Annotated in this window: 6 protein-coding genes; 5 read left to right on the top strand and 1 reads right to left on the bottom strand. The window is 65.4% G+C overall.

Features of this window, described 5'->3' with window-relative positions; all coding sequences use genetic code 11:
• Positions 1-45 precede the first annotated feature (45 nt).
• Positions 46-342, top strand: coding sequence for a hypothetical protein (locus J7396_RS18345; protein ID WP_031423173.1), 297 nt, complete (start codon positions 46-48; stop codon positions 340-342).
• A gap of 296 nt (positions 343-638) precedes the next feature.
• Here J7396_RS18345 and J7396_RS18340 read toward each other — a convergent pair whose 3' ends face one another.
• Positions 639-2,210 (bottom strand): S53 family peptidase, encoded by a 1,572-nt coding sequence (locus tag J7396_RS18340; RefSeq protein WP_071118340.1) that lies wholly within the window; start codon positions 2,208-2,210, stop codon positions 639-641.
• A gap of 471 nt (positions 2,211-2,681) precedes the next feature.
• Here J7396_RS18340 and J7396_RS18335 point away from each other — a divergent pair, with 471 nt between their 5' ends.
• The 4 genes from J7396_RS18335 (at position 2,682) to J7396_RS18320 (ending at position 14,683) form a co-directional block, all read left to right on the top strand.
• Positions 2,682-5,039 (top strand): Tat pathway signal protein, encoded by a 2,358-nt coding sequence (locus tag J7396_RS18335; protein WP_209261866.1) that lies wholly within the window; start codon positions 2,682-2,684, stop codon positions 5,037-5,039.
• A gap of 489 nt (positions 5,040-5,528) precedes the next feature.
• Positions 5,529-8,345, top strand: coding sequence for a TonB-dependent receptor (locus J7396_RS18330; RefSeq protein ID WP_209261865.1), 2,817 nt, complete (start codon positions 5,529-5,531; stop codon positions 8,343-8,345).
• Between the two features lie 396 nt (positions 8,346-8,741).
• Positions 8,742-13,100: an Ig-like domain-containing protein gene (locus J7396_RS18325; RefSeq protein ID WP_209261864.1), complete on the top strand. Its 4,359-nt coding sequence runs from the start codon at positions 8,742-8,744 to the stop codon at positions 13,098-13,100.
• Entirely contained in the window at positions 13,097-14,683 is a 1,587-nt protein-coding gene (locus J7396_RS18320) for a family 43 glycosylhydrolase (RefSeq protein ID WP_184420071.1), read from the top strand. Before J7396_RS18325 ends, J7396_RS18320 begins: the two co-directional genes overlap by 4 nt.
• Positions 14,684-14,930: the final 247 nt, after the last annotated feature.

The following is a 14,930-nucleotide window of genomic DNA, read 5'->3' as shown; positions in this document are numbered from 1 at the left end:
TGGGTTGAGCCTTGTTCGAATCTTCACCGCCATGTCGGAGCCACCATGAGCATCAGCAGCATCGCAAGTTCCGGAATGCAGGTCGCCGCGCTGCGCCAGCAGGTGGCGGCCAGCAATGTGGCCCGTCAGCCAGTGGACGGCAGCCCACGTCAGTCTGTCGCGGCCACGACCCAGGCCAATGGCGGCGTGGCGGCCAGTGTGGTGAATGCCAACGCCGATCCATCTGCGCCAGCCGGCGATCTGGTCGAAGGTCTATCGGCACGCAACGATTTCCAGGCGAATGCCAATGTGCTGCGGCGCGCCGACGAGATGCTGGGGAGCTTGCTGGATGTGGTGACCTAAGCAGTTCGAAGTGGATGAAAGCTGCCACCGACCCGTTGCCCCAGGGGCACGGGTCCCCGTTTGATGGCCCGCCCGGTACCACCTGGTGCCACCTGGTGCGGCCCGGCCGCCATGCCGCCGTCGTTTCGCGTCGGGATGCGCTGCGCATACCTTGCTTGTAACGCCACCGCCGTTCGCGTTTCCAATGCAGCGCCTTCATGCGACTGCGCAGTGGAGCGGTGCCCTTGCGGCCGGTACATCGGCATTCAACGCCAACCCGCATATGGCCCCGGCCGGTCACACGATGTGCGCGCCGGTCAATCGGGTCGCAACACCTCCGTCAGGCGTGCACCGTCGGGCACGCCCAAGCCGGTATTGGCGTCCCAGCCGGTGGATGCACGGAAGCCGGCGTTATCGCCGGCAACGATGTCGCGGAATGCGTCCGGTCGACCGTACAGGCGCGGCAATACGAAATGGGGTTGCATGCGGTTTGCGCCGTAGATGCGTGCCAGCAAGGCCGCCCATAACGGCGCGGCGGCGCTGGTGCCGCCCATCACGGCCGGCTGCCCATTGATCGACAGGTAGTAACCGGTCTGCGCGTCGGCATTGGCCGCCACATCGGGAACGCCGCGCATGCCCAGCTGGCGCGACTGGTGCCGTGCATCAGTGATGCGCAGATCCTTCTGCCAGGCAGGGCGTGCAAAGAACCTGCTTTCTCCCCCGCCGCCGTTCGCCCAGGCTTGTTCGTTGGCGCTGTCGGCCGTGACCTGGAGCCGAGTGCCGCCGCAGGCGAGCACGAACGGGCTGGATGCGGGAAAGCAGACATTCAATCCTGGCTGCCCGTCGCTGGCGCCATCGTCGCCAGCGGCAATGCATACGGTGATGCCCATCAGTGCAGCGGCCTGAAACGCACCGTTGTAGGCCTGGCGCGATTGCGGCGTCCATTGCGATTCGGTGAAACCCCAGCTGATGGCAATGACGCCGGGAGAATGCTCTGCATCGTGGATGGCGGCGTTGATCGCTTCCAGAAAGCTGTTGTCGGTGTTGGGCGCGAAATACACCACCAGTTTGGCGCCCGGCGCGATTGCCCCGGCAATCTGGATATCCATCTGCGCTTCGACATCGGCATCTGCATTGCCGCGACTGACGTTGTTGGTGGCCCCGGGCAACAGCACATCGACCAGTGTCGGCATGGGGACGCGCAGCTGCGCGAAATAGGCGGCCATCTGCGCGCGTGCATAGCCGCCGCCCAGCACGATGATGCCGATGCATTGACCCTGCCCGTCGTGCTCGGGAAAGCCGTAGAGCTGCGCCAGCTGCGGCGGGGTGTATTGCATGATCGGACCATCTTCACTGCCGGCCGGTGCAGTGGCCTGTAGCGCAGGCGGCGAGGATGCAGTCGCCTCGGGCGCGCTGGGCAGCGTCTGAGCCTGCGGGCGTGCGTCCAGCCCGAGCACGGCGGTGACGATGCCGCCCAGGGTCTGTGGAATCGATACCGGGCCGGTGCGTCCGCGATAGCGCATCGCACCATCGACATAGTCGCGCAAGCTGACCTGGAATGCGGCCTCGCATTGCTGCACGGTGCCCTCCAGGATCACGTTGCCGCTGTCTGCGTGCGCGTGCTCCATCGTCAAACCATAGCGGGCGGCAAAGTCGGCAACGGCCTGCAGATCTGTCGCACTGGCGGCGAAGCGTTCGCTGAACTCCGCGCGCGTGAGCGCAATCGGTAGCGTATTGGGCTGCAGGTGCAGCAGCGCATCGGCAGCGGCATTCAATGCCGGCATCCGCACCGCGAGCAGGACGCGCAGGCGTTCGTCCTGCGGCGGTTGTCCGGCCTCGATGGTGGAGGGGGCGATACGGCGCTCACTGCCAGCCAGGATCGTGTGCATGCGGGGGAGAACTCCATCGAAGTGGTGAGCCAAAGTGGGTTGGTGCAGATCCAAATGTAGCCGGCGCGTGCTGCGCGACCACCGCGGCACGCGCGGCTGCCAGTAGCACGGCAGTGTGCATTCAATGCCATGCGCGAGCTGTCTGTGCAGCGGGGTACCGCGTGCGATGGACTGCAATACGAAGCACGGACGCATCGATTGGTGGGCCACCGGCCAATGGCACGCAACGGCAAGCGGTTGCAGCAAGATCAGCATCGCCTGCCTGCGCCTCAGATCCTGCGACAGCGTGCCGCGTGGCCGCGTGGCTTGCGGCGCTGGCGGCCTGGCGCATCCAGGCGCCGGCGCGGACGGCGGCAGGCAGTCACCGCCTGGGCGTGATGTGCGGATTTCCGCACGGGTGTCCGACCGCTGTCACAAGACGTCGTGCATGAACGCGCGCACGATGGGCCACGATCATTCGAGGGAGCAACGATGGACCGTAGAACCTTTCTGCGTCAGGGCATGGCGGCCACCGCGGCGGTCGGTGCAGGTGCCGCGCTGGCAACGCCGGCCACGGCGCCGGCTGCGAGCACGCCGCCGGCGCCGGCACTGCCCCGCCTGGAACCGCTGCCTTCGGTCGCGCATGTCGGTAGCGCGTTGTGCAGCTTCACCCACCTGCAGCAGCATTGGACCGTCTACGAGCATCTGGACGATGCGCAAGGCCAGCTCACGTTGTGGAGCGACAGCGGCATGCTGCGGCTGGACAAGCGCACCGAGCCGGCGTATCCGGCCGCGGGCACGCCGTATTTCGGGCTGCCGCTGGCGCAGGTGGCCATGGCCGAAGCCGACCTGCTGGCCGACCGCCTGCTGCACGATGGCGACCCGGACGAGGCACAGGTGCGCGAGGTGGCACCGCCGCCCGCCTCCTTGCTCGATCCCAAGGACAATGGCGGGCGCTGGCCGTGGACCACGTTCGTCGGTACACGCGAAAGCCTGGACACCATGCCCATCCTGCCCAACGGCCGCAGCCGCACCTCGCGGCCGGAACACGCGTTTGCCGAACTGGGCGAAGAGGCGCTGATCAAACGCCGCGAAGAAGGCATGCTTGGCGGCTGGATGCCGGCGGTGCGCAAGGTGATGCGCCGCGAGGGCGAGCCCGACAGCTGGTACGACGTGCTGGTGTTTGCCGACGTGCGGGCACGCGATCGCTTCGTGGTGCAAACCTGGCACCGCACGATGAGGGTGAAGGCCGGCGCCATCGTCGCGGTGCACTACACGCATAGCTACCCGGAATTTGCGCCCTCGCGCAGCGCCGCCACCGCCGAACAGTTCTACGCGGCACTGATCGATTTCGCTGCGTATTGGCAGCAGGCGCTGGACGGCACCGTGCAGGCGCAATTTCCCGATGCCAGCTGGAACGACATGGCGCAGTTCGCGTTTGCGCGCGAGCTGGTGGTGCGCCCCGGCGGCGATTACCCCAAGTATGGCGCAGTGGAACGCGACTACTACGGCAACGAATACGACGGTTTCCAGGACACGTTGACCAGCTCGCTGTATGCCAATCTTGAGTGGGGACGTTTTGCACAAGCCGCGGCGGTGCTCGATAACTACTTCGATGAGTTCGTGCAGGACGATGGCCTGCCGAACATGCGCGGGCCGGAAGTCGGGCAGTTCGGGCTCACCTTGTCGTTGCTGGCGCGGTATCTGCGTTACACCGGCGATGCGCTACGGCTGCGCCGTCTGCTGCCCAAGATCGCCGCCACCGCGCAGGTGTTGTGCGCCTTGCACGACCAGGCGCTGGCATTGCCGCGCACGGCGCATGGGCATGGGTTGCTGCACGGCTGGAACGAATCCGATGCCTGCCTGTTTCCCGATCCATCGCGATGGTGGAAACCGTATTACGCCAACAGCGCGTTGACCATCCGCGGCTGGGAAGACATCGCACAGGTGTGGAGCGCACTCGATGGAGATGCTGGCCAGGCCACGCAATGGCAACGCCGCGCCAAGCAGCTGCGTACGCGGCTGGAAGCCAGCCTGCGTGCCAACGTGCGTCGCGACCTCTCCCCGCCGTACGTGGGCCCGTTGCCCGGGACCACATTGACCTTCCGCCAATCGTTGCTGCAGGAAAAGCCCAGCGAACAGCAATGGCCGCACCGTGCATATGCCGAACTGCTGCAGGCCGATGTGTTGCCGGACGATCTGGCCCACCTGGTGATCGATTGCCTGCGTGGCCACGGCGGCACCAGCATTGGCGTGGTGGCCAACATCGCACCGCCGGAGCCGGGCAGCCGCGATCTGCTCGGTTTCATTTCCTACGGCTACGCGCAACAGCTGCTGCGGCTGGATCGCATCGAAGAATATCTGTTGTTCGTCTACGCGCATCGTTATCAGGTGCACACGCGCGGCAGTTGGACGGCCGGGGAAGTCAGCGGCATCACCGGCGGCATGCCGTTGTTCTGCATACCGGCGCAGATGACCATCCCTTTGCTGCTGCGCTGGATGCTGGTCAGCGACGATGGCGCCGGCGATCAGTTGTTTCTCGCGCGTGCGCTGCCGCGCGCGTGGCTGGGCAGCGGTGCGCCGGTGGGCATCACTGCAGCGCCAACGCGCTGGGGCACGGTCACCTTGACGCTGCGCACCGAGACTGCGGCGCGTTGCATCCGTGCCGATGTGCAGTTGCCGGAACGCGCACCTGCACGTACCTGGCTCACCTTGCGCACACCCGCAGGCACACGCCTGCAGCGCGTGCTGGTCGATGGTAGACCGGCGCGAGTGCAGGGCCCGCATGCAGATCGGGTGGCCTTGCCTGGCGCTGCTGCACTGGTGAAGGTGCAGGCGTGGTACGCCTGACAACGGCGATGCGATGATCAGGCGTTGCCGTTGTTGCCGTTGTTGCCGTTGTTGCAATGTTGCTGGACAGCGCGCACCGCAGTGCCGCTTCGCTGTTCGCATGCAGGTGCTGTGGTCGATCACAGAGACCAGGGCACATCGCATGATCGTGCCGAGATGTCGCTGTTTGGGCAATGCAGGCATGCCCGAAAGCAGGCGCAAGCACGCGATTTTCCGCATGCGTCCCGCCTAAATTCGTCAAGACGGCGCAGTGGCGTTGTCGCAAGATTTTTTTAACGTTACGCGTGTGCCAAGCATGCGCTCTCAGGGGAGAGCGGTGTCGTTGCAGTTGCCGTCCTTGCATGCGGAGAGACCTGCCGTTGAGACGGCAGGCCGGTGCAGTCTCTGTCGTGATCGTTCCCTCCATCTGTGCGCTGCGGCGGTGCGGCTTGGCCGTGCGCGGTCATGCAGGAAGGTGGGCCGTACCCTGTGTCAGTACAAGGATTTCCGATGTCGTCCAGCCGCCATGCTGTTGTTCCCAAACGGCGCGTCTTGCAGACCACCCGGCTCGTCAACGCGCTGCTGTTTGCACTGGCGGTCGCCGCCGTGCCGGCTGCCGCGCAACAGCGTGGCGATGGTGCAGGCGAAGCCACCCAGACGCTGGATCAGATCAACGTCACCGGCACCCATCTGCGCCGCGTCGACGCCGAAACCGCCAGCCCGGTCGTGGTGATCGACCGGCAGCGTATCGAAGACAGCGGGCAGAACACGCTGGGGCAGCTGCTGCAGCGCTTGCCGATGATGGCCGGCTTCCAGACCGGGCCTGCGCTCAACTCCAACTTCAGTCACGGCCGCGCGCTGGTGTCGCTCCGCAATCTCGGGCCCGAGCGCACGTTGGTGCTGGTCAACGGCCATCGCATGGCAGGGCCTGCCAGCAGCGTGGCGTCGGCGCCCGGCGTGGACGTCAACGCAATCCCCGCCGCGATGGTGGAGCGCGTGGAAGTGCTCACCGATGGAGCGTCGTCGGTATACGGCTCCGATGCGATCGGCGGCGTGGTCAATGTCATCCTCAAGGACAAGTACGACGGATTCGCCGCCACCGCGGACTACGCGCAGAGTACGCATGGCGATGCCAATCGACGCACGCTCGGGCTGGAATGGGGCAAGACCTGGGACCGCGGTGGGCTGATCGTGGGGCTCAGCCAAAACTCGATGAACCCGGTGTTCAATCGCGACCGCAGTTATGCGGCCAAGGCGGTGGAATATCTCGATGGGCAGGTCAGCGAGGTTCGCGGCGCCAACACCCGTGCCTTCCTGACCGACGGGCGCGTGCTGACGCCGGTGGACGGCGTCGCGCCGGGTCCGGTCGGCGAAGAGGCTTTTCGCCCCTACAATCGCGCCACCGACAGCTACAACGTCTACGACGCGCAGTACCTGATCACCCCGATCAAGCGCACCAATGCCTCGCTGCACGGCAGTTTCGACTTCACCCCCAGCGTGCAGGGCTACATGGACGTGTTCTGGACGCGCAGCAAGACGGTCTCGCGCTTGGATGCCTACGGGCTGGAAATGCCGGACGCGGTAGACAACTACTACAACCCGTTCGGCGATCAACTGGACGCCTACTATCTGCGCTCGCCGCAGGCCAACACGCGCGTCTACACCTCCACCATGTTCCAGACCAATGTCGTGGCCGGCGTGCGCGGGCGCGTGGATGGCACTAGCTGGCAGTGGGATGCGGCGGCTGGCTATGCGCGCTACAAGGACACCTTGGTGCGCACCGGTTTTTCGATCACCTCGGCGTTGAATAACGCGGTAGGCGCTTCGTTCCTGGACAGCGACGGGGTCGTGAAATGCGGCGCGCCGGGCGCCGTGATCGTCGGCTGCACGCCGATCAATGTTTTCAACCCCAGCGACCCGGCCACCATCGCCGCATTGCGTGGCACGCAGCGGCCGGTGGATCTGATCGACGAAAGCCAGATGCGCTTTGTCGATATCAGCGCCAATGGCGATCTGTTCAAGCTGCCGGCCGGAAGGGTGCAGGCGGCCGTCGGCCTGGTGTATCGCACCAACAAGTTCGCGCAGGGGACGACCAGCGACGTGGCCGCTGCCGATGCCGATGGCAATTGCGACTACAACGATGGCTGCATCCTCAAGCAGGGGCGCGAGGAGTCGGTCAGGGAAGCCTATGCGGAATTGCTGGTGCCGCTGTTGAAGGACGTGCCGTTCGCAAACGTGTTGAACCTGAACCTGGGCTCGCGCTATTCCAACTACGACGCCTGGGGCAACACCACCAACAGCAAGGTTGCGATCGAATGGCGGCCGATTGCGAATCTCTTGGTGCGTGCCACCGGCTCGCAGGTGTTCAGGGCGCCGGCGCTGGGCGATTTGTATGGCTCGCCCTACAACAGCGTGATCGACAACACCGGCGATTTCCAGGACCCGTGCACAGGCTTTACCGGCGCACCCAATCCGGCCTGCGCGAACGTGCCCAACGATGGCAGCTTCACCAACACCGCGCAGTTCAACGTGGTGACCTCCGGCGCCAATAACGTGGGCTTCAAGCTCAAGCCCGAGCGTGGCCGCTCCTACAATGTCGGGTTGGTCTATGACCCGGATCAGGTGCGCGGGCTGTCGCTCAACGTCGACAGCTGGCGGGTCGTGCTGGACGACATGCTGACCGGTGTCGGATATCAGCAGGTCGTCAGCGATTGCTTCGACGGCAGCGAAGCGGCCTTCTGTCCGCTGATTCAGCGCGATGCCACCGGACAGCTGACGCGGGTGTCGGTGCCGTTCGCGTACAACAGCGGCAAGGTCGATATTCGCGGCTACGACGCCGGCATTCATTACACGTTGGCCGACACCGCCTGGGGCACGTTTGCGACGGGGCTGGATGCAACGTTCTTCTCCAGCTATCGCTTTGCAGGCGATCCGCATAATTACGTCGGCGAAAATTCCAGCTGGGGCAACATGCCGCGCTGGCGTGCCGTGGCCAATTTGACCTGGGACAGCGGCCCGTGGCATGCAAGCTGGAACACCCGCTATCTGGGCCGCACGGTCAACGGTAGCCAGTACGAAAATTTCTGCGTCGACACCAATGCCGATGGCAGTTGCGCGTATTTCCCGATTGGCTCGGTGGTGTATCACGACGCCTCGTTGAGCCGGAAGATCGCATCGCTGCATAGCACGCTGGCGGTAGGAATCGACAACCTGGGCGACCGCAAGCCGCCACGGTTCTACAGCTACTCCAATGCGGCCAATACCGAAGCGAGCACCTACGACACGCTCGGGCGCTATGTCTGGAGCCGGCTGCGAGTGGAGTTCTAGCACGTCTAGAAAGGCAGCCGGCAGGGGTTAGGCAGAGTAGACGGTGCATCTGCAACGCAGTGGACGCGCGGGACATGCCGCATCGAGCGACGCTGCGTGGACCTGGCGGAGAGCTTCAGTTGACCTGCACGGCCTGCGTCAGCCGGCAGGCGCGGCCGGCGGTTCGCGTCATTTGCAACAGTCGGTGCGTGTGGTGGCGAAGCACGCACAGCGAGGTTCGCTTTGCATCGCTGCACTTCGTGTTGACGCGGGTGTCGCCAGCGCAAACAACTATGGTGAGACGGCTGCATCACATCGGTTTGCGATGCAGCGGGGAGTACCGCAGCTGTCTATCGTCCGATGCGCGCCAGCCGCCGCATCGATCGCGCTGTCTTGCACGTTAATGGGATGGATGTCATGAGGGAGTTACGCTGGAAGTCGTTTCTGGCGCGGCACCGGCGCTGGTTGCGCGTGACGCGGCGCACCGGCGTGGCTGGGCTGTTGTGGGCATGCATCATGCTGGGCTGGTCACTTGCAGTCGCACAGGAAGCGCCGATCGCCCAGCCCAACGCAATGATCGGCGAGCCGCTCTTCCGCGGCCTGGACCACCCGATGCCTCCCACCGCGGTGCCGTTTGCGCCCGGCGGACAACTGGCACGCATCTACGCGGCCGATGTCGCGCACGGGGCAGGGCAGGCGCCCGGCAACGATTTCTGGATCGACCGCCTGCTGGCCCGCGAGGGAACTGGCGGTGGTTTCGACGATCACAACGACTGGTTGTTTACCCGTGGCCGCGCCGCATACCTGAGCTATCACGCGCCAGATGCGCCGGGATTCGTCGGGCAGGTGGCGTATTGGCACTCCACCGATTACGACGCGCTGTTCCACATCCATGCCACGCTGGGCAAGCGTCATGTGCAATGGAAGGAGCGTGCGCAGCAGCGGCGGCAGACGCCGAGTTATTTCACGACGGTGTTCGAAGACGCCGGCGCCGGCGTGCGCATGCAGCTGGTCAAGTACATCACCGAGCAGAACGTGGCGGTGGCCAGCGTGGTGCTGTCCAGCCTGGACGGTGCGGCGCATACGGTATCGCTGCAAGCAGTCTCGCCGATCGCCCCGCACGCCGACGGCAATGAGCTGACCGGTGCATTTGACGCGTACAACCACATCACGACGGTCTTCCCCCGTCTGTCCGGCGATGGCTTCCATGTCGAGGGGCAGCGTCTGGTACGTGATATCGACATCCCCGCGAGCGGCGAAACCGCGCCAGTCAAGGTGCAGCTCGGCATGCTCACCCGCGAGTTGCCCGAAGCCCGCGCCGAGTACACGCGCATTGCCGCGCAAACGCCGCAGCAGGCCTACCAGCAGCACGTGGCCAGCTATAACCGCTGGTGGGTGGACAACCTGCCATACCTGGACACGCCCAACGAGAACATCAGCAAGAGCCTGTTCTATCGCTGGTGGGTACTGCGCTTCAACTTCCTCGATGCCAATGTGCCCGGCAACGATTACCAGTTCCCGGTCGCCATCGAGGGTGTGCTTGGCTACGACAATTCCATCGTGCTGACCGCCGGCATGTTCCTGGACGATCTGAAATACCTGCGCAATCCGCTGTATGCCTATGGCACCTGGCTCAGTGCGGGCGAAACCGCCGGCGGTGGCAAGTACACCGACAACCCTGGCTCGCCGGAGAACTGGTCCAATTCCTACGCGCAATACATCACGGCCGCAGCATGGCGGTCGATGCAGATTCACGGCGGGCCGGCGACGCTGGCGGGCAAGCTGGCACGCTATGGCAGCGGTGACGTGGACGGCGTGCTGGCGGCCTACGATCTCAACCACAATGGGCTGATCGAATACGACTGGGCGGCAATGACCGGCAACGATGCCGATGCGGTGTCGTTCGATTGGGCCGACCAGCACGGCCAGATCCGCATGGACCGCACCGAGAGCGCCTACGTGTACGCCAATGCGCAGGCAGCGGCGCAGGCGGCGACGCTCGCGGGCGATACGGCGACCGCACAGCGCATGCAGGCCACCGCGCGCCGCATTCGCAAGGCGGTGCTGGAGGTGTTGTGGCAGGATCGCAGCGATGCCCCCGACTCGGTCGGCCTGTACGGCGATCTGCTCAAGCATCGCCAGGCCGACGGGCCGCGGCTGGCGGTCGATTGGAAGGAAACCAACAACTACTATCCCTTCAGCGTGGGCTTGATGCCCAAGCAGGGCGATGCCGACTACGATCCCAAGTACGTGCGCGCGTTGCGGCTGTTTGCCGACGCGGCGCAATACCCGCTGTTTCCGTTCTACACCGCCAACCAGGTGGACATGCAGGCGCGCGGCAGCGGCGCCGATGTGGGCAGCAATAATTTTTCCACCATCAATGCCACCGTGGCGTTTCGTCTGTTTGGCTCGGCCTTGCGCGATTACCCCAGCCCATATCTGAACGCGCAGAGCTATCGCAAATTGCTCTACTGGAACGCCTGGGCGCCCTTTATCAACGGCGACAACCGCTATCCGGACCAGAACGAATTCTGGGCCAAGGGCACTGCCGGCCGCGGCGGCAAGATCGGTTATCGCTCCTGGATCCACCATACCCAGCTGGGCGCGACCAACTTCAGCATGATCGAGGATGCAATGGGTTTTCGCCCGCGCAGCGACGACAAGATCGAGCTGTATCCGATCGATATCGGCTGGGACCATTTCGCCGCCGACAATCTGCGCTATCGCGACCGCAACCTGAGCATCGTCTGGGATCGCGATGGCAGCCACTACGGTGGTCGTGTGCCGAAGGGCTACAGCGTCTATCTCGATGGCCGCCTGGCGTTCTGCGTGGATCGGCTGGCACACGTGATCTACGACCCGGCCAGCGGGCAGGTCAGTGCCGCGCCGGATGCGGTCAATCGCAATGGCGCAGCGCAAGTGCTCCAAGCCCATCCCGCGGCACTGGCGTCGATGACGCAGGTACCGTTCGCTGCGGGCACGCGGGTGGCGCAGATCCTGGCCAAGGCCGGTGTGGATGTGACGCTGCCGCCAGCGCATAGCCGCAACCTGGCGCAGGGGGCGCGTGTCAGCGCCAGTTTTGCCGCCGCCGGGTTGCCGGCAACGGCGGCGGTGGATGGCAGTACCGCCAGTACGCCGTTCTGGGGCACCGCGGGCTCGCCATCGGCCAGCGACTGGATCGCGCTGGACCTGGGCGGCACGCGCACGCTGGATCAGGTAGTGCTGTACTTCTATCGCAGTTCCTCGCCGGGCGGGGATCAGAATGGCTTTCCGTCCGGGACGCGGCCTGGCTACGCGGCACCGTGGATCTACGCCGTGCAATACCGCGATGGCAGCGGTGTGTGGAAGAACGTTCCCGGGCAGGTACGCGATGCCACGATGGCGGAGGGCAATCGCAACCGGGTGCGCTTCCCGGCAATCCATGCGGCAGCGCTGCGCGTGGTGGTGACGCATGCCGGTACGGCGCGCACCGGCATCAAGGAAATCCAGCTGTTCGACAGCGGTTTGCCGGCACCGGCGTCCGTGGGCAACACGCCGCCGCAGGTACAGGCATGGCAGCTGGATACGCCGGGCGCCGATGGCGCGGTGGTGGTGCAAGGGCGCGTTGGCGATGACGGCTTGCCCAATGGCACGCTGCAGGTGCGCTGGCGCGTGCAGCAGGCGCCGGACGGCGGCGATGCCGTGTTTGTAGATGCCGCTGCGCTGCAGACATCCGTGCGTTTCACCCGTGCCGGGCACTACATCTTGCGTCTGGCTGCGAACGACGGGGCGCTGATGGGGCATGCCGATGTGCAGGTCAGCGCGCCGGCCTCGCGCCCGCTGCAGAGCATTCCATTGCAGGCCATGGCCAGTGTCAGTGCGCAACTCACCGGCATGCAGTACCGCGTGCAGGCCTTGAACGATGGGTTCATCCCGCAGGCAGGCAGCTTCCCCAGTGGCAGCCTGCGCTGGGGCAGCTATGGGCTCGACCAGCCGGCAACGGTGTGGTTGCAGTATCAGTGGCCGCGCCCGGTGCGGCTGTCCTCCAGTGCGCTCTACCTGTGGAACGATCAGCCCAACGGCGGAGTCGCCGCGCCTGCCGGCTGGAAGTTGCAGATGCTGCAGGACGGACGTTGGCAGGACATCGTCAGCAAGAGCGGCTACCCGATTGCGGCAGCGGCGACCGGCGCGGCGAGCACCGCCAGCTTTGCGCCGGTAGTCACCACCGCGCTGCGCGTGGTGTTGACGACCCAGACCACCGCCAACGGACACGCCGCCATTGGGGTGGACGAATGGCAGGCGCTGTCCGAGCTGCCCAAACAGCTGGAGGCGATCCATCTGCGCACGGCCCCCGGGCAACTGCCGACGCTGCCGCAGGAGATCACCGCCTTCTTTGCCGATGGCAGTGTGCTGCCGGTGGCCGTGCAATGGTCCGAGGTTGCCGCCAGCCGCCTGGGCCGCGAAGGTGCAGTGGAACTGCAAGGCCTGGTCGAAGGTGCGATTCTCGTCAAGGCCACCATCTGGGTGCGCGCAACGCCACCGGGGCAGATCAATACCGTGCAGCCGTTGCCGACGGTGACCGCGGTGGTCGGGCATGCACCGACGTTACCGGGCTTCGTCACGGTGCAATACAACGACGGCTCGCGTGAACGCTTGCCGGTGCAATGGCCCACGTTGCAGCCCGCGCGTTACGCACAGCCCGGCGAACTCCAGCTCACCGGCACGGCGCAAGGGCGTGCACCCACCGGTAACGTGTCGGTGCCGCTGGTGGTGCAGATCAAGGCGGCCGCGCCATGACGCGTACGTTCTCACGGTTGCTGGTGCTGACGTGCGGGTTGTTGCTGGCTGCCGCTCCGGCCTGTGCCATGCAGCCGCCGCAGGGAACGTGGTTGCATGCGCCGGGCAATCCCATCCTCGCCGATGGCAGCGAATATTCCGCCGACCCTGCGCCGCTGGTGGCCGATGGCAAGCTGTACATCATTGCCGGCCGCGACACCGCGGCTCCCAATCTCAATGCGTTCGTCATGCCTGGCTGGCAACTGTTCGTCAGCAGCGATCCGGCCAGCGGCGACTGGATCCACTACCGCGATCTGCTGCGACCCCAGCAGGTCTTTGCCTGGGCAGACAAGCGCTATGCCTACGCGTCGCAGATCGTGCAGGGCCCGGATGGGCGCTATTACCTGTATGCACCAGTGCAGCAGCGCGATTCGCCCAATGCCGACCCATTCGCGATCGGCGTAGCGGTGGCCGACAGTCCGCTTGGCCCGTGGACCGATGCGCATCCGCAAGGTCCGGTGGTCTCGCAGTCGGTGCCGGGCCGCAACGATATCCAGAACATCGACCCGACCGTGATGGTCGACGATGACGGACGGGTGTATCTGTATTGGGGCACCTTCGGCGCGTTGTACGGCGTGGAGCTGCAGCGCGACATGGTCACTTTCAAGGGCACGCCGGTCCTGGTGGACACGCTGGACGGGTATTTCGAAGCGCCCTGGCTATTCAAGCGCAAGGGCACCTACTACCTGGCATATGCGGCCAACAACGCCGGACGTCTTTCGCCATGCACGCCCACGCTGTATCACGCCTGCATCGCCTACGCGAGCGCACCCACTCCGCTAGGGCCATGGACGTACCGCGGCATCGTATTGCCGCCGGTGTCCTCGACCACCTCGCATCCGGGCATCGTCGAATTTCAGCGGCAGTGGTATCTGGTGTATCACACCGCCGACGCACAGGGCGGCGGGCATTTCCGCCGCAGCGTGGCGATCGACCGGCTGGAATGGGACGACAGCACGCAGCCGGCCAGCATCCGCACCGTGGTGCCGACGCGGCGTCCAACGCCTCCCGCGCCGCCCACGCGCAATCAGGCGCCATCGGCCTACGCCACCGCGTCCAATGGCCCGGACATTCCGGTGCAGTACTGGATTGCCGCGCTCAACGACGGCGTGGTCAAGGCCAATCCATTGCCACCGGAGATGTGGGCCAGCTGGACGGACAACAATCCACCGCAGCAATGGCTGCAGTACAGCTGGGCGCAACCGATCACCGTGGATCGCACGCGCATCGTGTTCTGGGCCGACCACCCGGCCGGTGCCGACGTCGGCGTGGCACCGCCAGCGCGTTGGCATCTGGAATATCGGAACGCTGGGCGATGGCAGCCCGTGCAGCCGCGCGATGGGTATGGCACGCGTCCCGATCACGAAGAAGCGGTGTCGTTCGCGCCGGTGACAACGCGCTGCGTGCGTGTGGTCATGGACGCCTCTGGCAACGCGGCCAGCTATGCCGCGCTGGCAGTGCAGGAATGGGAAGTGCTGGCACCACAGCCACACCGCCTGCCCTCTGCCACGGCCGCTGACAGCCAGCGTTGCGATGCGCCGTGAAGCAGCCGACAAAGCGCCGCATGCGGCAGTCGAACGTTGGCTGACGGTGCGCAGGCAGTGGAGTGCACCGGTGGGGGTGACACATCGGCTTTTGCGTGCTGGCCGCGCGTGCCTTGCGAACGTGTCCAAGTGTTTCAGTCGCGCTGACGTGAATGACCACGCATGGCCAGGAGATGTGGCGCACGTGTGCAGCCGTCGCGTCTGCTCTACCCGACGGCCTGCCGCACCGTCCCTGGTGTGTGTCTGC

Origin of the sequence: Xanthomonas sp. A1809 (genome assembly GCF_017746015.1) — a bacterium.
Taxonomy (GTDB): domain Bacteria; phylum Pseudomonadota; class Gammaproteobacteria; order Xanthomonadales; family Xanthomonadaceae; genus Xanthomonas; species Xanthomonas euvesicatoria.
Note: the sequence above shows the minus strand (reverse complement) of the source record. Positions and strands in the feature narration are given on the sequence as shown.